General features: G+C 62.1%; 19 protein-coding genes. 12 read left to right on the top strand and 7 right to left on the bottom strand.

The features are described 5' to 3' along the window. The first annotated feature begins 59 nt into the window (after positions 1-59). Together ACTIFE_RS07545 and ACTIFE_RS07540 are read left to right on the top strand one after the other, a co-directional pair. Complete coding sequence (locus tag ACTIFE_RS07545) at positions 60-1,208, top strand: DNA cytosine methyltransferase (RefSeq protein ID WP_439528543.1); 1,149 nt, start codon at positions 60-62, stop codon at positions 1,206-1,208. Next, a complete protein-coding gene (locus ACTIFE_RS07540; RefSeq protein ID WP_439528542.1) occupies positions 1,208-2,224 on the top strand; it encodes a NotI family restriction endonuclease in 1,017 nt (338 codons plus the stop codon). The genes ACTIFE_RS07545 and ACTIFE_RS07540 overlap by 1 nt, the downstream gene beginning before the upstream one ends. A gap of 217 nt (positions 2,225-2,441) precedes the next feature. Here ACTIFE_RS07540 and rpsI read toward each other — a convergent pair whose 3' ends face one another. The 3 genes from rpsI to ACTIFE_RS07525 form a co-directional block, all read right to left on the bottom strand. Further along, positions 2,442-2,918, bottom strand: a complete 477-nt coding sequence (gene rpsI, locus ACTIFE_RS07535; RefSeq protein WP_439528541.1) for a 30S ribosomal protein S9 — start codon at positions 2,916-2,918, stop codon at positions 2,442-2,444. A gap of 2 nt (positions 2,919-2,920) precedes the next feature. Further along, positions 2,921-3,385 carry a 50S ribosomal protein L13 gene (rplM, locus tag ACTIFE_RS07530; RefSeq protein WP_439528540.1) on the bottom strand — a complete coding sequence of 155 codons (465 nt, stop codon included), beginning with the start codon at positions 3,383-3,385 and terminating at the stop codon, positions 2,921-2,923. 198 nt (positions 3,386-3,583) lie between these two features. Further along, positions 3,584-4,015, bottom strand: coding sequence for a PaaI family thioesterase (locus tag ACTIFE_RS07525; protein WP_439528539.1), 432 nt, complete (start codon positions 4,013-4,015; stop codon positions 3,584-3,586). Positions 4,016-4,267: 252 nt separating this feature from the next. Here ACTIFE_RS07525 and ACTIFE_RS07520 point away from each other — a divergent pair, with 252 nt between their 5' ends. The 3 genes from ACTIFE_RS07520 to ACTIFE_RS07510 all read left to right on the top strand — a co-directional run bounded on the left by ACTIFE_RS07520 (position 4,268) and on the right by ACTIFE_RS07510 (position 6,686). After that, on the top strand, positions 4,268-5,242 hold the full coding sequence (locus ACTIFE_RS07520) for a hypothetical protein (RefSeq protein ID WP_439528538.1): 975 nt from the start codon (positions 4,268-4,270) through the stop codon (positions 5,240-5,242). An 81-nt stretch (positions 5,243-5,323) separates the two neighbouring features. After that, positions 5,324-6,154: an enoyl-CoA hydratase gene (locus ACTIFE_RS07515; protein ID WP_439528537.1), complete on the top strand. Its 831-nt coding sequence runs from the start codon at positions 5,324-5,326 to the stop codon at positions 6,152-6,154. Between the two features lie 4 nt (positions 6,155-6,158). Next, positions 6,159-6,686: a CoA-binding protein gene (locus ACTIFE_RS07510; protein WP_439528536.1), complete on the top strand. Its 528-nt coding sequence runs from the start codon at positions 6,159-6,161 to the stop codon at positions 6,684-6,686. Between the two features lie 25 nt (positions 6,687-6,711). On the opposite strand, the gene ACTIFE_RS07505 is transcribed toward ACTIFE_RS07510, so the two are convergent. Continuing rightward, the gene (locus ACTIFE_RS07505) at positions 6,712-7,332 is read right to left on the bottom strand and encodes a DUF998 domain-containing protein (protein WP_439528535.1); all 621 of its coding nucleotides are present in this window, start codon (positions 7,330-7,332) and stop codon (positions 6,712-6,714) included. Between the two features lie 195 nt (positions 7,333-7,527). On the opposite strand from ACTIFE_RS07505, the gene ACTIFE_RS07500 reads away from it, so the two are divergent. Then, positions 7,528-8,817: an O-acetylhomoserine aminocarboxypropyltransferase gene (locus ACTIFE_RS07500; RefSeq protein ID WP_439528534.1), complete on the top strand. Its 1,290-nt coding sequence runs from the start codon at positions 7,528-7,530 to the stop codon at positions 8,815-8,817. 364 nt (positions 8,818-9,181) lie between these two features. On the opposite strand, the gene ACTIFE_RS07495 is transcribed toward ACTIFE_RS07500, so the two are convergent. After that, positions 9,182-10,264 carry a COX15/CtaA family protein gene (locus ACTIFE_RS07495; RefSeq protein WP_439528533.1) on the bottom strand — a complete coding sequence of 361 codons (1,083 nt, stop codon included), beginning with the start codon at positions 10,262-10,264 and terminating at the stop codon, positions 9,182-9,184. 224 nt (positions 10,265-10,488) lie between these two features. Between ACTIFE_RS07495 and ACTIFE_RS07490 the strand changes: the two genes are divergently transcribed. Beyond that, the gene (locus ACTIFE_RS07490; protein ID WP_439528644.1) at positions 10,489-10,674 is read left to right on the top strand and encodes a DUF2842 domain-containing protein; all 186 of its coding nucleotides are present in this window, start codon (positions 10,489-10,491) and stop codon (positions 10,672-10,674) included. Here the strand turns inward: ACTIFE_RS07490 and ACTIFE_RS07485 are convergent. Then, the gene (locus tag ACTIFE_RS07485; RefSeq protein WP_439528532.1) at positions 10,634-11,722 is read right to left on the bottom strand and encodes a polysaccharide deacetylase family protein; all 1,089 of its coding nucleotides are present in this window, start codon (positions 11,720-11,722) and stop codon (positions 10,634-10,636) included. The two genes, ACTIFE_RS07490 and ACTIFE_RS07485, sit on opposite strands and share 41 nt — an antisense overlap. A 98-nt stretch (positions 11,723-11,820) precedes the next feature. Here ACTIFE_RS07485 and ACTIFE_RS07480 point away from each other — a divergent pair, with 98 nt between their 5' ends. Then, complete coding sequence (locus ACTIFE_RS07480; RefSeq protein ID WP_439528531.1) at positions 11,821-13,023, top strand: GNAT family N-acetyltransferase; 1,203 nt, start codon at positions 11,821-11,823, stop codon at positions 13,021-13,023. Between the two features lie 65 nt (positions 13,024-13,088). Here the strand turns inward: ACTIFE_RS07480 and ACTIFE_RS07475 are convergent, their stop codons facing one another. After that, on the bottom strand, positions 13,089-15,524 hold the full coding sequence (locus tag ACTIFE_RS07475) for a succinoglycan transporter (RefSeq protein ID WP_439528530.1): 2,436 nt from the start codon (positions 15,522-15,524) through the stop codon (positions 13,089-13,091). A 196-nt stretch (positions 15,525-15,720) separates the two neighbouring features. On the opposite strand from ACTIFE_RS07475, the gene ACTIFE_RS07470 reads away from it, so the two are divergent. From ACTIFE_RS07470 to ACTIFE_RS07455, 4 genes are all read left to right on the top strand, one after another. Continuing rightward, positions 15,721-16,278: a polysaccharide biosynthesis/export family protein gene (locus tag ACTIFE_RS07470; protein ID WP_439528529.1), complete on the top strand. Its 558-nt coding sequence runs from the start codon at positions 15,721-15,723 to the stop codon at positions 16,276-16,278. Positions 16,279-16,383: 105 nt separating this feature from the next. Continuing rightward, entirely contained in the window at positions 16,384-17,613 is a 1,230-nt protein-coding gene (locus ACTIFE_RS07465; RefSeq protein WP_439528528.1) for a glycosyltransferase family 4 protein, read from the top strand. Between the two features lie 5 nt (positions 17,614-17,618). After that, entirely contained in the window at positions 17,619-19,220 is a 1,602-nt protein-coding gene (locus ACTIFE_RS07460) for an undecaprenyl-phosphate glucose phosphotransferase (RefSeq protein ID WP_439528643.1), read from the top strand. Further along, positions 19,217-20,500, top strand: coding sequence for an O-antigen ligase family protein (locus ACTIFE_RS07455; protein ID WP_439528527.1), 1,284 nt, complete (start codon positions 19,217-19,219; stop codon positions 20,498-20,500). Before ACTIFE_RS07460 ends, ACTIFE_RS07455 begins: the two co-directional genes overlap by 4 nt. Positions 20,501-20,575 lie beyond the last annotated feature (75 nt).

Raw genomic sequence — 20,575 nt, 5'->3', positions numbered from 1 at the left:
CATCTTAAACGTTCTCGTTTTGTATTCATTACGAACGTAGGGGAGTCGGGGAGAAACTGATGATGGGAAGCCAAGGCAGTACTGTCTTAGACCTGTTTTGCGGCGCCGGCGGCCTTTCCGAAGGCTTCCGGCAAGCAGGCTTTCATGTTCTGGGTGGCCTTGATTTCGATCGGCGTGCTGGAGAGACTTTTGCAGCCACACACCCTGAGTCTGTTTTTGTCGGCGGGAAGATACAGGACGTTTCCGTTTCGGATCTGCTGGGTATTACCAGGTTGCAGCCCGGCATGCTTGATGTCCTCGTAGGCGGCCCGCCTTGCCAAGGCTACTCGGTCTATAATCATGGGCGTGGCATCCACGATCCGCGCGCTGGTCTATTCCGTGAGTATTTGCGCATCGTTGAAGGACTAAGACCACGTTGGCTGGTGATGGAAAACGTGAGTGGCCTAACCTCTATCGCCGAGGGTGGGATTATTCGCGAGATCGAAGAGGGTATGGGCCGTCTTGGATATGCGGTCCGGTGGAAGGTTCTAAAAGCCGAGGAGTATGGCATTCCGCAGGAACGGAGACGGCTCGTTTTCATTGCCAATCGTATTGGCGCGCCGATCCTCTTTCCTGAACCGACACACGGTCCTGGATTAAGGCCGTTTGTTACAATCTGGGACGCAATTAGCGACCTTCCCCCGCTCACGAATGGCGACAAGGAGGTGCCTAAGCATTACCTTTGCCCGCCAATGAACACTTATCAGCACGAGCTCCGAAGCGGCGCGAGCTGCTTGACGAACCACGCTGCAGGACGACTTTCCCCAATCAATGAAGCGCGCATGAAGCATATTCCAGCAGGCGGCTCATGGCGTGACATTCCATTCGATATGCTTCCCGCTGGCATGAAGAAAGCTAAGCGCTCAGACCACACAAAACGTTATGGTAGGCCGCGGAAGACAGATCTTTCGTGTACTATTCTGACCAAGTGCGATGTACATTGGGGGGCTTATATCCACCCAAATCAGGATCGTGCCATTACAGTGCGCGAAGCCGCGCGGCTGCAATCTTTTCCGGATAGCTTCGAATTCAAGGGCAGCCGCACAGAGCAGTATGTGCAGGTGGGTAATGCTGTACCGCCTCTACTCGGTCGTGCAATCGCCCTAACTCTCCTCGAATCTGATAGAACCATTGTCGCTGAACGCGAAACGACGCTGGCTGTCGCTTAATGACAAAGAAAAAGAAGCTTTCACGGAGACCAGAGAAGCAGAAGCAATTCTACGGAATTGCTGAATTGTACGGAAACCGCTTTATTGATCTGCCAAATGACGAGCGCAAGCGCTTGGTGCAGGCCAAAAATACTACTGTCACATGCCCTTACTTCCAGCAGATGCCAGCACTCGGCCCACAAAGCGGAAGCATCAACTGCAACAAGACTGGTGGGGTGTGTTCACTTCGGAATTTTCACCCATTGCAGGCCCCCGGAGATGACATCACATTCGGCCCTATAACTGCTACTTGTCCGAATAGATTTCTCGAGAACGGCACGATTATCAAGCACATCGGCAAGGAATTACTTGGCTCCGATAGCCCGCTTATCGCTAAAGAGATTCCATTTCTGAGAAGACCCCTTTCAGCGCTGGAAGCCGAAAACGCACCAAATGCGAAAGAGGTGGACATGTATGCGGTGGAGGACGAAGGCATCGAAGATTCCAGGCAGGAAGATGTCGGCAGAATTGACTTGGTTGTCGTCAATCCGGATGACGGAACTCGGTGGTGCGCCGTGGAAATGCAGGCTGTTTACTTTAGCGGCGGGGCAATGACCAAGGACCATAACAATATTTTGACCTTCATAGGCAACGGTGTTCCCATGCCAGGTGCCGCTCGCCGACCTGACTTCCGATCAAGTGGCCCTAAACGCCTTATGCCACAGTTAATGATAAAGGTTCCAACGCTTCGCCGTTGGGGCAAGAAGATGGTGGTTGTAATTGACCGACCATTCTTGGAGGCTCTAGATGACATGGAGCCTATAGATCATATCTCAAACTGCGACATAGTTTGGGTAGTTGTCGATTACGATGAGACTGAACAAGCTTGTAAGGCTGTCCTCAAAATCCACAAGACAATCTATACTACGCTTGAGGATGCCGTAAAGGGACTTACTGCAGGCAAACCGACAACACTGCCTGAATTTGAAAGCAAACTCGAACGTAAGTTGAAGCGTCCAGTGGCCAAGAAGCTTTAACATGCGAACGCATCATTGATACCGCCTCGCCAAGCCCCTCGAACCAGTCTTGTCGCGCTCCGCGCGGCTATCATCTGGATCCCGGCTCGGCGCTTCGCTGGCGCTCAGCTGGGCCGGGATGACGGCAGAGAGTGGGCCATCCCCCTCCCCCAAAAACCAAAAAACCCGCCGGCTTGCACCGGCGGGTTTTTCGTTGGTCTGACAAGCAGCTGAGGGATCAGCGCTTGGAGAACTGGAACGAGCGACGTGCCTTGGCACGGCCGTACTTCTTGCGCTCGACCACGCGGCTGTCGCGGGTGAGGAAGCCTTCCTTCTTCAGGATGGCGCGCAGTTCCGGCTCGTAATAGGTCAGGGCCTTGGAGATGCCGTGACGCAGGGCGCCGGCCTGGCCGGACAGGCCACCACCGGCGACGGTGGCGACGATGTCGTACTGGCCGTCGCGGTTGGTCAGCATGACCGGCTGACGCAGGATCATCTGCAGCACCGGACGGGCGAAATACGCCTGGTATTCGGTGTCGTTGATGGTGATCTTGCCAGTGCCCGGCTTGACCCAGACGCGGGCAATCGCGTTCTTGCGCTTGCCGGTGGCATAGGCGCGACCATGAGCGTCCAGCTTCTGGACGTGAACCGGAGCGTCAACGGCAGCCGTTGCAACGGCGCCCTTCAGCTGGTCCAGGGAGTTCAGCTCGACCATGCTCAAGCCCTCTTCGCGTTCTTGTCGTTGAGGCTCTTGACGTCGACGGTGGCCGGCGTCTGGGCTTCATGCGGATGGGTCGGGCCAGCGTAAACCTTGAGGTTCTTCAGCTGGCGACGGGACAGCGGGCCGCCCGGCATCATGCGCTCGACGGCCTTCTCGAGCACGCGCTCCGGGAAGCGGCCTTCGAGAATGTTGCGCGCAGTGCGCTCCTTGATGCCGCCCGGATGGCCGGTGTGCCAGTAGTACTTCTTGTTTTCGAACTTGCGGCCGGTCAGCACCACCTTGTCAGCGTTGACAACGATGATGTTGTCGCCGCAATCGACGTGGGGCGTGAAGGTCGGAAGATGCTTGCCGCGCAGGTGGCTCGCGATGTAGGCAGCCAGACGGCCCACAACCATGCCTTCCGCGTCGATCAAGATCCACTTCTTTTCGACCTCAGCCGGCTTGGCAGAGAAGGTCTTCATTTGTGTTGATCCATGATTGATCGGTGAAACCAGACCGGTGAGGACGCGCCAGGGAATCCCCTCGCTCTGTCACACCGTGTGTTCGAGCGGGGTGATACGCGGTCACCGGCAAAACGTCAAGATCAAACATTTGCAACGCATTTCATAAAAGCAATAAATATCAATGACTTGCAAAAACGGTAACAGAATACCGTATATTTAGCCACGGTCCGGCGGCACGGAATAGGTGGCGGTGGCGTGGGCGGCGAGCTCGGCCTCGCCCTCCCCGTTTATACCGCAGTCCACGACAGCCAACCGCTTGCCGAGTTTCAGGAGCCGGCAGGTGGCGATGAGATCGCCGGGGGCGGGCTTCCTGAGAAAATTGATGGTGAGGTTCGTCGTCACCGCCAGCGCCACCGGGCCGATGTGGCCAAGGATCACCACATAGGCGGCAAGATCGGCCAGCGCCATCATCGCCGGTCCAGACACCGTGCCGCCCGGACGCAGGTGCCGCTCGCTGGCGGTAAAGCGCATCACGGCGACGCCAGGCTCAAGGCTCTCCACCCGGTAGACCGGGCCATCCAGATGGATCTGCGGAAACTCGCGGGTGAGAAAGGCCTCCACCTCCGGAACGCTCATGACTGGCTGCATTGCTGTCTCCCCCCGGCCGGTGCATTCGCGGCGCTTGGCACCAGACAAGCCGAGCCGCCGCCGGCAATCAAGGCACAAGAGTGACGGCGCTGCTGGGACAATGATACAGATTTTCAGTTTAATCTATTGTTTTATTTGGAATTTATCCCTTTTCCGGCCTGCCCAACTGTCATCCCATTTGCCGATCATACAGGCCTGGCTGGAGCCGCGCGCGTGCGCGCCTCCGGCCCCATTTGACAGGAAGATTTGCCGATGCTTTCCCTTGCCCGCTGCCTCACCCTTGCCCTTGCCAGTCTCACGGCTGCGACCTCGACCGCAGGAGCCGCGCCGCTGACGCATTATCTCTATACGTCTGCCGGCGAACTGGAGAGCCAGACCGCCCTCCTCGCCCGGCCTGAGATTTCCGGCGTCCAGGTGATCTACAACTGGCGGCGGCTGGAACCGAGCGAGGGCCAATACGACTTCAGCGCCATCGAAGCGGACCTGACGCTCGCCAAGGCAGCCGGCAAGCAGCTGTTCATCCAGATCCAGGACCGGTTCTTCTCGACCGAGGCCCGATATCTGCCGGAGTATATCCTGACTGACCCGGTCTATGAGGGCGGGCTGGTGCCGCAGTATCAGGACCTTGAGGCCAAGACCCTGGTGCAGGAAGGCTGGGCCGCACGGCAATGGAACCCAGCGCTCAGAGCCCGCTTCCAGGCCTTGCTCATCGCTCTTGGCGAAAGATTTGATGGCGAGATCGCCGGCATGAACCTGCCGGAGACGGCGGTCGAGGTGAACGCCAAGGACCCGGCGACGGGTTTTTCCTGCGACGCCTATTTCAGCGCGACCCTCGACACCATGGGCGCGGCGCGCAAGGCCTTTACCACCTCGGCGGTGGTGCAATACGTCAATTTCTGGCCCTGTGAATGGAACAACGACCGAAAGTACATGGAGCGGGTGTTCGCCTTTGCGGCGGAAAACCGCATTGGCCTCGGCGGACCGGACATCGTGCCCTGGCGCAAGGGGCAGATGAAGAATGCCTATCCGTTCTTCCATTCCTACCGGGGCAAGCTGCCGCTGGTGGCCATGGCGATCCAGGAGCCGACGCTCGCCTATATCAACCCGGAGACGAAGCAGCGCTTCACCCGGGCCGAGTTCGAGAGTTTCGCCAGCGACTATCTCGGCGTGAACATCATCTTCTGGAGCGCCGAAGCCCCCTGGCTTGCGGCAAAGCCGGCGCAATAAAGCCACCGCCGAACGCCTGACTTGCACGGGCTCCGGTCTGGGGTACAACCATCAAAATGAATTTCCAGACCGGAGCGCCGCATGTCCCCGTCAAGCCCTGAGATCGCAGCCGATCAGTCCGCCCGCCCGCTCATCGGCAAGCTGCTGCACAATGGCGTGCTGCGCCTGGTGCTGCAGCGGCCGGAGAAGATGAACGCGCTGTCGCGGGAGATGATGAGCGCGCTTGCTGCCGAGCTGACCCTCGCCGAACTGGACCCGGCGGTGCGGGTGATCCTGCTTGGCGCCGAGGGCAAGGTGTTCTGCGCCGGGCATGACCTCAAGGAACTGACCGCAGCGCGCGCCGAAAGCGACCGGGGCCGGGCGACCTACGAGGCGATCATGCGCCAGTGCTCGGACCTGATGCAGCAGATCGTCCGCCTGCCCAAGCCGGTGATTGCCGTGGTGACGGGCGTCGCCACCGCCGCCGGCTGCCAGCTGGTTGCCTCCTGCGACCTGGCGCTGGCCACCGACACCGCCACCTTCTGCACGCCGGGCGTCAATATCGGCCTGTTCTGCTCCACGCCGATGGTGGCCGTCAGCCGCAACGCGTCTCCAAAGCAGGCGATGGAAATGCTGCTGACAGGCGAATCCATCGATGCCTCGACCGCCAAGTCCTTTGGCCTGATCAACCGCATCATTCCGGCCGACTATCTGGAACAGGTGGTGCAGAAATACGCCGAGGTGATCGCGTCGAAGTCGCCGCTGACGCTGAAGATCGGCAAGGAGGCCTTCTACCGCCAGATCGAGATGCCGCTTGGCGAGGCCTATGACTATGCCGCCTCGGTGATGGTGGAGAACATGCTCGCCCGCGACGCCGAGGAGGGCATCAACGCCTTCCTGCAGAAGCGCGCGCCCGCGTGGCGGGGAGAGTGAGGCGATGCCCGATTACACCGATGACCTGATCCGGCGCGTCCTGTCCGAAACCCGTTCCATTGCCATCATCGGGGCGAGCGCCAACGAGGTGCGGCCGTCGTTCTTTGTCACCAAATATCTGATCGCCAAGGGCTTCGAGGTCTGGCCGGTCAATCCGGGCCTTGCCGGCAAGGAGCTGCTTGGTCGGCCGGTGCATGGCCGCCTGTCTGATATCCCCGTGCCCGTTGACATGGTCGACATCTTCCGCGCCTCCGATGCGGTGCCGGGCATCGTCGACGAGGCACTTGGCCTTCCGGAACTGCCAAAGGTCATCTGGATGCAGCTCGGCGTCGAGCATGAGGAAGCTGCCGCCACAGCCGAAGCAGCGGGTCTGACGGTCATCATGAACCGCTGCCCGAAGATCGAATACGGACGGCTCTCCGGCGAGATTGGCTGGATGGGCGTCAACTCCCGCAACCTCTCCTCCAAGCGGCCCGTTCTGGCGGACGGGTTTCAGCATCGGGGGCTGTCCGGATCCGGCAAGACCAATTGAAGGGCTGAAAGTTGGACGAGCGCCGCTAAGGTCGGGACGGCGGCGTCAGCCGCTCTACCCTGGCGGCCACTGCAATCATCCAGATGTAGATCAATGCTTCGTTCAGTCGCTGCCCCAATCCGGCATATTCGGGCACAGTTCCACTCACTGCCAACAACAGCACACTGGTGACCGGCAGGACAAAGACAAGCCGCGGTTTGCGTTGCTCCATGCGGCCAAGCCCGATGGACAGGGCAAGCAACCCGGCGAGCCCAAAAAGATAGGCTGAGATTCCTGTCAGCATGTGAATTTGATGCGAGGTGGTTGGCACTTGCGCCCTGCATCGGAAATCACATGGAAAGACTGCCGCCGCCATCAGGAGGAGGGCATAGAGGGCGAGCAAGGCCAGGCCTGCCGTCAGCAATCCATGGCGCGGCAGCCGGCGGAAAGCCTGCCACACGAAGACCAGCACCGGCACTTCGCAGGCAAAAAAGACCCCCCAGTTGACCCAGGCGCCAACGGGTGAGCCGGTTTCGCCCAATTCGCTGATGAACTGGCTCAGATGGTTGTATCCCGGATACATCGCACCCGCCACCCAAACGCCGACAGCAAGCCAGGCGCAACTGAGAACCGGCAGCGCAACAATTCCACCGAATATCCGTGTCATCCATCCGCTCCTGATCCAGGGCACAAGACACCGGCCTGACGAGGCCCACCGAGTTGGCGAGAAAACAACCGCTCAAGAACTGCCTCCAGCGGACCATTGGCATCTCCCGAACGGCCCTCTTTTGGAACTTCAATCCTTTGACCTTGCCTACACCTTAGGCCACACTGCGCACAAATTACACTGGAGGAACAGGGAATGACTGATGCAACCCCGGGCTTTTCGACGCTGGCAATCCATGCCGGCGCCCAGCCGGATCCGGCCACCGGCGCGCGCGTGACGCCGATCTACCAGACCGCGTCCTTCGTGTTCGATGACGTCGACCACGCCGCTTCGCTGTTCGGCCTGCAGGCCTTCGGCAACATCTATACCCGCATCACCAACCCGACGACCGCCGTTCTGGAAGAGCGTGTTGCGGCGCTGGAAGGTGGCACCGCCGCGCTGGCTGTCGCCTCCGGCCATTCCGCGCAGCTCATCACCTTCCACACGCTGATGACCCCGGGCGACAGCATCGTTGCCTCGACCAAGCTCTATGGCGGCTCGATCAACCAGCTCAATCATTCGTTCAAGAGCTTCGGCTGGAACGTCATCTGGGCCGATCCGTCGGACCTTGCTGCCTTCGAGGCCGCCGTTGACGAGACCACCAAGGCGATCTTCATCGAGAGCCTGGCCAACCCCGGCGGCATCGTCACCGACATCGCCGGCATCTCGGCGATTGCCAAGAAGAAGGGCGTGCCGCTGATCGTCGACAACACAATGGCGAGCCCTTACCTGATCCGACCGATCGAGCATGGCGCAGACATCGTGCTGCATTCGCTGACCAAGTTCATGGGTGGCCATGGCAACTCCATGGGCGGTGTCATCGTCGATGCCGGGACGTTCAACTGGTCGGCCAGCGGCCGCTATCCGCTCCTCTCCGCACCGCGCCCGGAATACCAGGGCATGGTGCTGCACGAGACCTTTGGCAACTTCTCCTTCGCCATCGCCTGCCGCGTGCTGGGCCTGCGCGACCTTGGTCCCGCCATCTCGCCGTTCAATGCCTTCATGATCCTGACGGGCATTGAGACCCTGCCCCTGCGCATGCAGCGCCATTGCGACAATGCGCTCGCGGTGGCCCAGCATCTGGCCAAGCATCCGAAGGTGTCCTGGGTCTCCTACGCCGCCCTGCCGGGTGACGCAGGCCACGAGCTTTACAAAAAATACTGCCCGAAAGGTGCGGGCGCTGTTTTCACCTTCGGCGTCAAGGGCGGCTATGACGCGGGCGTCGCCCTCGTCTCCAATGTCAGCCTGTTCTCGCATCTGGCCAACATCGGCGACACCCGCTCGCTGATCATCCACCCGGCCTCCACCACCCACCGCCAGCTCTCCGACGAGCAGAAGACGCGGGCCGGTGCCGGTCCCGACGTGGTCCGCCTGTCGGTTGGTCTCGAGGATGTCGCCGACATCATCGCCGACCTCGACCAGGCGCTCGCAAAGCTGCCGGACTGATCGGCAACAAGCTCATCTGAAAATGGAAACCCCGCCGGAGCGATCCAGCGGGGTTTTTCTTTCTCTCGCATTGACCCGATCCACACCCCGTGCCGTCCCGGCCTTGTGCCGGGACCTGTTCCCGTCGCACCGAACGGAAGAGAGGCTCTGCCCTGATGACGGGTCCCGGCACAGGGCCGGGACGGCGTGGTGGTTGATGGCGAGAACCAGGGGTTGCGACAGTGCGGCGGAGAGGGAAATCTGCTCCGGGAGGCGTTTTCGCGGGTGCGACTGGTGCCCGCTTTCCCATTTGTTCAGAATCCCTTCGCTGCCAAAGCGAAGAAACCGAGTGAGTTGCTTCACATCCTGATTCTAACAAACTGATTCAGGCTGGAACCGGTGCCTCGCCTTTCAGCCGGACGAGATATTCCACCGCCATGCCGAGCACGATGACGGCCATCGCCTGGTGGGCGAGGGCAACGTCGAGCTGCACATGCAGCAGCAAGGTGGTGATGCCGAGGGCCGCCTGGGCGAAGATCACCGCTGTCAGCAGCAGCACCGTCGCCCGCAGGCCTTTGTGCACATTGCGCTTCAGCGTCATCGCGAGCAGCGCCACGGCAGCGATCATCAAGACATAGGCACCCAGCCGGTGTTGGAACTGCACCGTCATGACATTCTCGAAGAAATTCTTCCACGCCGGCTCCATGACCAACAGCCCCTTCGGCACCCACTGCCCGTCCATCAGCGGCCAGGTGTTGAAGGTAAGACCTGCGTTCAACCCGGCGACGAGGCCGCCGAGGAAGATCTGTACGAAGACGAGGCCCAACACGAGCCAGCCAGCCCGGCGCAGCAGATCCGCATCGCGTGGGGTTGCCTCCGTATGGGGAGCGAGCCGGCGCGCAATCCAGAAGACGTAAGCGAAGATGATGCAGGCGAGCGTCAGATGGGTGGCGAGCCGGTACTGGCTGACGTCCGTGCGCTCGACGAGGCCCGAGGCGACCATCCACCAGCCGACAGCGCCCTGCAGTCCGCCAAGGAACAGACCGAACAGCAGCGGCACTTTCAGCCCGCGCTCGATGCGCCCGGTGGCCCAGAAGAACACCAGCGGCAGGGCGTAGGCGATGCCGATGAAGCGGCCAAGCTGGCGATGGCCCCATTCCCACCAGAAGATGAACTTGAACTCATCAAGGCTCATGCCCTTGTTGATGAGCTGGTACTGCGGGATCTGGCGGTACTTGTCGAACTCCTCCAGCCATTCCGCCTCGCTGAGCGGCGGGATGGTGCCGTGGATCGGCTTCCATTCGGTGATGGAGAGACCCGAGTCGGTCAGCCGCGTTGCCCCGCCCACCACCACCATCGCCAGGATCAACAGGCAGATGCCATAGAGCCACATGCGGATCTGGCTACGGTTGCGGGCCGCTTGCAAAGTGAGAGCGGAAACTGGGGCAGCATCGGTCAGCAGCGTCATTTTATCGGCGTCCGGGATTTGACGTATGGCCGCTTGGGATATAGGTCCCCAGGCAGCGGGGCAAGTGGCGCGGCCGCAGCCAAGCCGGATCAATCGGCCTTCAGGATTGCGACATTGCGCCGCCCCGGAACCATACGGCTGGCCAGACCGCTGGCTTTACCGCCCTATGGGGCACATCAGAGACTGGGAGTTCACGAGTGCCTTCGCTGCGCAAATTCATCGGCATGGTCGTTCTGGTCGTTTTCGTCGTCGTCTATGCGCTCACGGCCATGGTGATCGGCGACATGACGTTGCAGCAATCGTCCAATCTCACCCGCTTCATCTATTTTGCCATTGCCGGCCTGGTCTGGGTCATACCGGCGGGCGCAATCATCTGGTGGATGGAGCGCGGCGGGAAGCAACGCGGCTGAACCGCGAGGCCGCCCGAAACAGCATGAACGGCGCGCCAGTCAGGTATTCCTCGACATAGGACGGGTCCTGGAAATAGCCGTTCAGCGATACACGCGGCAGATGCATCAGATGCCGCGCATGCGAGGACGCAAGCACGCCCGGCTGGGTCGTGACCGCAGCCTGGAAGCCCAGATCGGCAACCAGCCGGCCCTCGCGTGCCCCCGCCGAGGCATCGTCACCGTAGGGATAGGCAAAGACGCGCGGCCGCTGGCCGAGTTCGGTCTCGATCCGCTCCACGCCGGTCAGGATATCCTGGCGCGCCTCGTCCAGCGGCAGGCGGGCAAGGGCAAAGTGGTCGTGCGTATGCGCCCCGATGGAGACCAGAGGATCAGCGGCGAGCCGCCGCAACTCGGCCCAGGACAGCATCATCTCGTCGGCCAGCACTCGCAAGTCGAGACCATTTCCCGTTGCGAGCTGACGAATCAGATTGCGCTGCGCGGCCTCGTCCGTCTCGCGGATCAGCAGCTCGCGCAAGGTGGCAAAGCAGTTGGCCTTCTCTTCCGGGACGGCGCAGGACAGCTCCGTCCGCCCGCCGTCGAGCGAAGCGGTCAGGGTTGCCCTGTCGCGAATGAGATGTTCCAGCGCCACCCACCACAGCTCCGACGAGCGGTCGATCAGGCCGGACGTGATGAACAGGGTGAAGGGCGCGTCCAGCGCCTTCAGCACCGGATAGGCATGCTCCAGATTGTCCCGGTAGCCGTCATCGAAAGTCAGCACGGCAAAGCGCTCATCGCCATAGCCAAGCGTCAGCCTGTCGACAGCTTCCGTCAGGGAGACAACCCGGTAGCCACGCCGGCGCACAAGGTCCACCACCTGCTCGAGAAACTCGGGCGTGATTTCAAGATGCGCATTCGGCTGAAACGGATTATCGGATCGCGGGCGAACATTGTGCAGCGTGAAGATTACACCGCAGCCTTGAGTCAACGGGGCGAGCGCGCGACTGATCCATGTGTGCCGAAGCACCCAGAACCCGGTCGAAAAGAACCGCCGCTTCAACCCCATATACATTCTGCACTTTGCCTCGAAACCGAGCCTAGGTACTCTTTTTTTAGAGATTGTTGCAATGCTCCTCTGCAACAATTACGGGCCGGAGACGCAGCAAGGGCATGGGACAGGCACAGGCAACCATCCCGCGATCCGGTGTGTCGCTCCCATGTCCGGCCCCGATGTCGAACGTGACGCTTCGGCTGTTCGACCGGATCGAGGCGGCGCGGCCGGACTGGTTGGACCTCGAGACCCGCTCGCTTACCTGCCTCTACCAGACACATGACTGGCTGGCGCCCTGGCAGGCGCATGTCGGCTCCCGGCTTGGCCATCAGCCGTGCATCGTCATCGGTGACATGGACGGCCGTCCCGCCTTCCTATGGCCTCTTGCGATTATACGGGGCCGGTTTGATCGCCGCCTTGAGTGGCTTGGCGCACGCCATGGCAACCAGAACCCAGGGCTCTGGACGCTGGAGGGGCTGGAACAAGTGCGGGCGGATGACATGGCACCGGCCCTGCGTCAGATTGCCCTCCACGCCCGGGTCGACCGGATCGATCTGGCCAATGTTCCACAAACCGTCCACGGCAAGCCCCATCCCTTCAGCGGGCTGCCCCGACGCCTGAGTGTCAATGCCGTGCATGTCGGGCCGCTCGACGAGGACTATGATGCCCTGCTGCGCCGGCGCCATGATCGCGACGGACGACGCAAGCTCGACAAGAAGGCCAAGGCCCTCGCCCGGCTTGGCCCTGTCAGCGTCAAAACACCACAGGATCCGGCGGATGTGATCGCCTTGCTGGATGTCTTCGTGGGACAGCGCGAGGCCCGGGCCCGGTCTAGCGGCATCCCGAATGTCTTCAGCGATCCGAACCTCAAGGCCGCGCTGCAGGCCATGCTGGTCGGAAGCGGGGACCGGCCTCCCCGCATCCGGCTGACGGCACTGGAGGTCGGCGGCCTTGTCCGCGCAACCTATGTCACGGGCATAAGCGGGGGGCGGCTCTACGGTTACTCCAACAGCATCGCCGGGGACGACAGCCTGCCATTCAGCCCTGGCATACAGTTGCTCACGGCAATGATCCGGCAAGCTGCGGCGGATCCCGGCCTCTCGGTTCTCGACCTTGGTCTCGGCGATGAGCGCTACAAACACGCCTGGACCGACCCTGAGCCGCTGCTGGACATCGGCTTTGCCTGCAGCCTGCGTGGCCGGCTTGCCCTCGCCTGCGGAGCGATCCTTGCCACGCTCAAGCGCCGCGCGCGCGCTTCCCGGCTGTTCTGGACGGCTTATCGCCGACTGCGCCGCATGCTTGCACCAGTCCGCACGAACTGAAAGGCCCCGCCCGTTCAGGGCGTGGCCACAACAACTTGCAACGGACAGAGACGCAGCCTGAAGCGTCAGGCTGCCTTGGACGTGCCGCCAACGCGGCGAACCGTCACGTCTGCTTCAGTCAGCGCGGACATCAGATCCAGAACCTCGGCCAGGCGAACGGCAGCAACACCGCTGCGGCTGGCAACGATCACCAGGTCGGCATAGCCCAGCACTTCGGCAGCGGCTGCCGAATCCCGGACCCGGCCAAGATCGATGACAATCCGGTCGTAGGTTGCGTCGATTGCATCCATCACCAGCGCGATGCGACGGGGTTCGACCTCGGCGTCGGGCAAGGGCAGCCGACCGGCCTCGATGATATGGGCCCGCGACCCGGCATCGCGATAGATCACAGAAGAGAATGACGCTTCGGCGGCCACCAGGTCGGAAAAGCCGGGAGCCGCCGCCGGATCATCGCTGTCCGGAAACACTTCCATAAGCAAGGACATCTCGCCGTCATCCGCCGCCAGCCGCGCCATGTCGAAGGCAAGCTGATGCGACAACTCCGGCTCGGCAGCACTTACAACGACGACCCGCCGCGACGCAGCCACCCCATGCGCTTTGACAGAAACCGCAGTGCGGGGTTCAGGGCGCTGCGACCGGGAAGCCTCTTGCGCTGCTGCAACCGCGATCGGGTCTGCTGCTTTTGGCATGCTGGCCGAGAAGGCCGGGTCCGTCGCGGTGCGCAGGACATCAGGCATGGCCACACTGTCACTCAGCCGCTCGATCCGCCGCGCGGCAAGATCAGCCTCGCGCCGGGCGCTGCGCTCGTCGCGCCGGGTCGGCCCGGGCGCACGGGTGTCGGTCTGGCCCTCGCTCCTGTCGGCAACGGCAGCCGCTGCCGGACGCACATCGGTCGGCGCGACAGCAACAGACCTGACACCTTCCGCGCCCTCGTCCAGATCTTGCGGATCTGTGTCATGCACCTGCCCGGCGGCGCTGTCATCGCTACCGTCCTCGTCACCGGGCACATGGATTTCCTGCGAAGGAACACGGTCTTCGTCCTGGATCGCCGGACGGGCAACCTCGAGCGGCGCTGCATAGATTTCAGCTGGCCGCAGCGGCCGCAGGGCATCCCCGCTCAGGAATTCGCGCATGATGACAAAGGTGCAGCCAAGCACAAAGGTCGCCAGTGTCGCTGCGATGGTGAAGAACATCACCTTTGGCGAGGACGGTTCGATGGGGACACCGGCGCGCGAGATCACGCGGGCGTCTGCCGGCAGCGCATTGGCATTGCGGCTGGTATCGGCGTCGCGATAGCTCGCGATCAGTCCGTCGAGTTGCGCCGCCTTTGCATCGGCCTCCCGCTCCAGTTCGCGCAAGCGCACCTGATCGGAGTTGGACCGGGCCGCGGCTTCCTTCAGTTCATCGACGCGCAGGGCGAGCGCTGCGGCCTGCTGCTTGGCAACAAGCGCATCATTCTCAAGTCCAGCGAGGATCTTGCGTGCCTCGCTCCGCAGTTGCTGGTCATAATCGGCCAGTTGCGACGACAGCGCCTTCAGCTGCGGATGGCCAGGCAGGAGCGTCGTCGACAGCTCTGCAATGCGGGACTGCAGCTCAACCTGACGCTCGCGCAGGCGCTGGATCAAGCCGGAGTTCAGCACTTCACTGGCGCTTTCCAGCGACCCGCCGGACGACAGCAGCTGGCGCAACTGCCGTGCCTTGGCATCCGCTTCAGCGGCAGCGGCCTGGGCCGATGCTTGCTGAGAGCTGATTTCAGACAACTGCATCTGGTTCAGTGTCCGGTTGTCGCTGCCGGTCAGAAGATCTGCGCGGGCGCGGAAGTCTTCGACGGACTTGCGCGCAATCTGGACTTCCTGGCTCAGTCGGTTGATCTGAGGTTCCAAAGCGCCGGCAGCAACTTCCTGACTCTGCCGCTTCGCCAACGACTGCATCTGGAGGTACTCGTCAACAATGGTGTTCGCGACCTGGGCTGCCAACTCCGGGCTTTGCGACACATACTCGACGGCGATAACACGGGAGCCTTCGAGCCTGTAAACACTCAGGTTGCGGAAATAATACTTCAGCACACGTTCTTCAGGTGACACCCGCGACTGATCGGAAGCAAGGCCCAGCAGCGCCAAAGCATGCTGCAGGATGCCTGCGGAACCAGATGCCTTGAACTCCGGTACGGAGACGAGATCCAGACGCTGGGCAACGCGGCGCGCCAGATCAACGGAGTTCAGAAGTTGCACCTGACTGGTAACCCCCTCCCCGTCCAGCAATGCCCGGATGTTTTCAACGCCGCGCGAGGCGCCCGGATCAAGTGCGTCTCCACTTTCGATCAACACCTTGGCTTCGCCGGTGTATTTCTCCGGCATCAGCTGAAGCCCGAAAAAGACCCCCGCCGCGACCAGAAGCACCAGCGGCAGGAGCCAACGTTGCGCCCGCCCGATGGCACGCAATAGGGCGGCGAGGTCCAGGGCCATATCCTGCGGCTCATAGATGTCGTGCCTAGAACTCATCACACCAACTCCGAGAGGCTTCCGCCAAACTATGCACAAACATGGTAAGGGAAACATTAAGCCCGGCTACGAAGCCAGATTTCGAAAATTAATCTTTATTAATGTGAAATTAACTGCGGAAAATGCATCAGAACACCATTCACCCCGTATTAACCATGATTTGCGAGCTTGGGGGCAGCCAGTTCAGGAGTAGATGATGCTTGCCCGCCCGCTTGTCTTTCTTGCCATCGCGCTCGCGCTTGCCGGATGCAGCGGGTACAAACGCCCACCGTCCGCTTTTCATGAAGTCCTCACCCAACCCTACCGGCTGGACTCCAGCGACCGACTTCGGGTGATCGTGTTTGGCCAGCCGGATTTGAGCAACAGCTATGTCGTTGATCAAGCTGGGTATATTTCGATGCCGCTGGTCGGAAATGTTGCCGCGCGCGGACGCACCCAGCAGGAATTGGCCGGTGCCATCGCCGCCGCGCTGCGCAAGGGCTACCTGCGCGATCCGGATGTTTCGGTTGAGGTCGACCAGTACCGGCCGGTTTTCGTCATGGGCGAAGTTCAGGCCGCAGGCCAGTACCCCTACGTGGCCGGCATGACGGTCCAGAACGCCATCGCCACCGCAGGCGGTTTTTCACCGCGGGCGGAACAGGCGGGGGCGGACATTACCCGACAGATCAATGGCGAAATCCTGAACGGACGTGTCCCCATTACGGACCCTGTCCGCCCGGGCGATACCATCTACATCCGGGAACGGCTGTTCTGATCCCGTTGCGGATTAACCGAGGACTCATCCTCCCCTGCTAGGGTTCTCCCTGTTGGCGCCACAGGCTCGAAAAAGAAGCCCGGGCGACTGACAGGGAGTTTTGTCATGAGTCCGCACCCTTTGCGGATCATCCACTGCGTGCGCTCGCCCGTGGGAGGAACGATCCGTCATATCCACGATCTGGCGATTGCCCAGGCCAAGGCTGGCCACTCGGTTGGCGTCGTCTGTGATTCCACGACCGGCTCCGATTTCGATGTGGCTATCCTTGAACGGATGCGCCCGCATCTGGCCCTTGGAATCACCCGCTTTGCCATCCAGCGCCACCTGACCATCCAGGACCTCACCGGTGGGTTGACGCTTTATCGCAACGTCAAGGCGCTTCGTCCGGACGTTCTGCACGGGCATGGCGCCAAGGGCGGCGCCTATGTGCGGGGGATCGGAACCCTCTTGCGCCTGCAAGGCCTGGATGTTGTCCGCGTCTACTGCCCGCATGGCGGCAGCCTGCATTATGACCCGAACCGCTTCGAGGGACGCGTCTACCACCTGCTGGAGCGGGTGCAGGCGCGGCTGACCGACGGTCTGGTGTTCGTGTCCGACTACGAGCGCGCGGCCTATGAAACCAAGGTCTTGCCGCCGCACGAACCGGTGCGGGTCATCTACAACGGCCTCAATGATGCTGAATTTGATCCTGTGCGGCCGGGACCGGACGCTCGCGATTTCATCTATGTCGGCATGCTGCGTGACCTGAAGGGACCCGATCTCTTCATCGAGGCGATCTACAATCTCGGCCTGCGCCGCGCCGCGCCCGTGTCAGCCTACATCATCGGCGAAGGCCCGGACCGCCCGCGCTACGAGCGCATGATCGCTGATCTCGGCCTTGGGGAGCAGATCACCTTCCTTGGCGCCCTGCCGGCACGCAAGGCCTTCGAAATGGGCCGGGCGCTGGTGGTTCCCTCCCGCGCCGAGGCAATGCCCTATATCGTCCTGGAGGCCATGGCGGCGGAAGTGCCGCTCCTGGCCACACGGGTTGGCGGCATTCCGGAAGTTTTCGGCCGCCATGCCGGACGCCTTGTGGAACCGGGCGACAGCCATCGCCTCGCCAGTGCCATGGGCGAGATGCTGGATGCACCCGAACTGGCCCGTGCCCTTGCCAGGGACCTGCGCAATGCCATGGCGGATCGCTTCTCGGCCACCGTCATGTCGAGCCGTATCACCGATCTCTACCATCTCCTGCGTGGGCAGGAGCCGCATCCCTTCGAGGGCGTGGCCGCCTCCCCGGTCCTTTCCAAGCATTCCGAGCCCAAGTCCATTTTAGCCAGACCGAGCAAACCATGATCGCCATGCCAGCCGACCAGCCCCTCCCCGTTCAGCCAGAGACGACAGCCCCCGATGCGTCCGTCGAGGATGCAGAGGCGCTGCGCAGACGGCTGGCTGATGAACTGCGCCGCAGCACATCGGGCGACTCAGGGCATCGCCCCGAGATCACCCAGCCGATGATGTCGGCCGATGCCTTGCGCATCGCCGACAGCCTGCGCTCCGACGGCATCTCGCAACCGGTGCTGGAGGGTGTTGTCCGCCTGGTCGACGCCGCCCTTGTGCTTGGCTCCGGCCTAGCGGTCCTGGCGCTCTCCGGGGCCGGCTTTGCCGCACCGGGACTGATGCTCTTGCTGCTTGGCGTGGCCCTCGTCTCCGCCCTTGCCTTCTTCCATGCCTTTGACTGCTACCAGGTGCCGGTGATGCGCGCCGGGCTGGCCCAGGCCGGGCGAATTGGCGGCGGCTGGACGCTCGTCTTTGCGATGTTCGCCATCGCCATCGCCACCACGCCCCTGACGGTCCATGTGCCGGCGACGGCCTTTGGCGCCTGGTATGCTGCCGGCCTTGCCGCGCTTCTGGCCGAGCGGTTCCTGCTGTCCCGTCTCGTGCGGCGCTGGATGGCCAATGGCCGGCTGGAACGACGTGCGGTCATCGTCGGCGGCGGGACGGCTGCAGCCGACCTTATCCACGAGCTGGAATCGCAGAAGGACAACGACATCCGCATCTGCGGCATCTTCGACGACCGCGCCAATGACCGCTCGCCGGCTGTTGTTGCCGGCTATCCGAAGCTCGGCAACATCGATGCGCTGGTGGAATTTGCCCGCCGCGCCCGCATCGACATGCTGATCGTCTGCATCCCGCTCCGCGCCGAACAGCGCGTGCTCGAACTGCTGCGCAAACTCTGGGTCCTGCCCATCGACATCCGTCTGTCGGCCCATACTGACAAGATGCGCTTCCGCACCCGTGGCTCGTCCTTCATCGGCACTGTCCCCTTCGTCGACGTGGTGGAAAAGCCGATCACCGACTGGGACATGGTCGCCAAGCGCGTGTTCGACGTCGTCGTCGCCAGCCTTGCGATCCTTGCCCTGTCGCCCGTGATGATCGCGACGATGATTGCCATCAAGCTCGACAGCAAGGGACCGGTGCTGTTCCGCCAGAAGCGCTACGGCTTCAACAACGAGATCATCGACGTGCTGAAGTTCCGCTCGATGTACGCTGACATGGCCGATCCGGCGGCCAAGAAGGTGGTGACCAAGGGCGATCCGCGTGTCACCAAGGTCGGCCGCTTCATCCGCCGCACCTCCATCGACGAACTGCCGCAGCTCTTCAACGTGCTTGCCGGCACGCTGTCGCTGGTCGGCCCGCGCCCGCATGCGGTCAACGCCCACACCAATGACCAGACCTGGGATGAGGTCGTCTACGGCTACTTCGCCCGTCACAAGGTGAAGCCGGGCGTCACCGGCTGGGCCCAGATCAACGGCTGGCGCGGCGAGGTCGACACGCAGGAGAAGATCCAGAAGCGCGTCGAGTTCGATCTCTATTACATCGAGAACTGGTCAATCCTGTTTGACATCAAGATCCTGGCCCTGACGCCGGCGCGCCTACTCAACACGGAGAATGCGTATTGAGCGACGCCCTCACAGCGCCAGCGCCTGCCGGGTTTCTGCGCGGGCGGGGCCTGCCCCTCCGCCGGCTCGGCGATGCGGCCCTGTGGCTGGCGGTGTTCCTCGGCGGATTCGTGCTCGCCGAACCTGCACCTTACGAGTTGCTGGTGGCGCTGCTTATGGTCGTCTGGCTGCTCGCCGGCCTGAAATTCCGCCGTGAGATCGGACCGATGATGGTTCTCTTGCTGCTGTTCATGGCTGGCGGCATCATGGCTGTACCGTTCGCCCGTGATCTGCCGGCCGGTGCCATGCACATGGCGGTGTCGGCCTTTCTCGGAGCAACGGCCATGTTCTATGCCGCCCTGATCACGGAGCGGCCGGACCGGGTTGCGATCATCGAGCGTGCCTATATCGCCAGCGCATTCTTCTGCGCGATGTTCGGCATTCTTGGCTTTTTCAATCTCATTCCGGGCGCGGAAGCCTTTGTCCGCAACCTGCGTGCAAAGGGCACGTTCGAGGATCCGAACGTGTTCGGCCCGTTCCTTCTGCTGCCGACGCTGCTGCTGCTGCGCCGGCTGATGACTGGCCCCCCCTCGACCTGGGGCCTGGCGCTGATCACTCTGCCGGTCCTGGTGCTTGGGATATTTCTGTCGTTCTCGCGCGGTGCCTGGGGCATGATGGCTGTCGCAGGCGTCGTCCTGTATCTGCTGCTCCTCGTCAACGAGCAGCGACCAGCGCGCCGGCTGCGGTTGATGATGCTTGCCGGTGCCGGCGTTCTGGGGATTGCGCTCCTGCTTCTTGCCGCGCTGTCGATTGACCAGGTCTCAGACCTCTTCGCGGAACGGGCCAAGCTGGTGCAGCCCTATGACGGATCGCGCCTTGGCCGCTTTGCCCGCTACAGCCTCGGCTTTGAAATGGCGATGGAGCGTCCGCTGGGCCTCGGCCCCCTCGAGTTCAACAAGTACTTCCCCGAGGATGAGCACAACGTCTACATGAAGGCCTTCACCGCCTATGGCTGGCTCGGCGGCATTGCCTGGCCGATGCTGATGCTGTGGACGCTTGTAGCCCTGGGCGGCCAGTTGTTCCGGCACCGTCCCTGGACGCCCTTCGCGCAATGCGTCTTCGCCGTGTTCCTGGTGCATGTCTGCGTCGGCGTCGTCATCGACATCGATCGCTGGCGCCACATGTTCATGCTGCTTGGCCTCGCCTGGGGCCTGATCGCGGCAGACAAGCTGTATGACCGGCGCGGAAGGTTCCTCACCCGGGGCATGGCGCCAGCAACACGCAGTGTCCTAGCTGGCTGAGCAACTAAAGTTGCGTTCCGCCGGATCGCTGTCTTCAAGATTGTCCGGAAGGCCTCAGTCCATGACCGCAAGGCG

The organism is Pannonibacter sp., from assembly GCF_051860505.1.
In the GTDB taxonomy this organism is placed as follows: Bacteria; Pseudomonadota; Alphaproteobacteria; order Rhizobiales; family Stappiaceae; genus Pannonibacter.
Note: the sequence above shows the minus strand (reverse complement) of the source record. Positions and strands in the feature narration are given on the sequence as shown.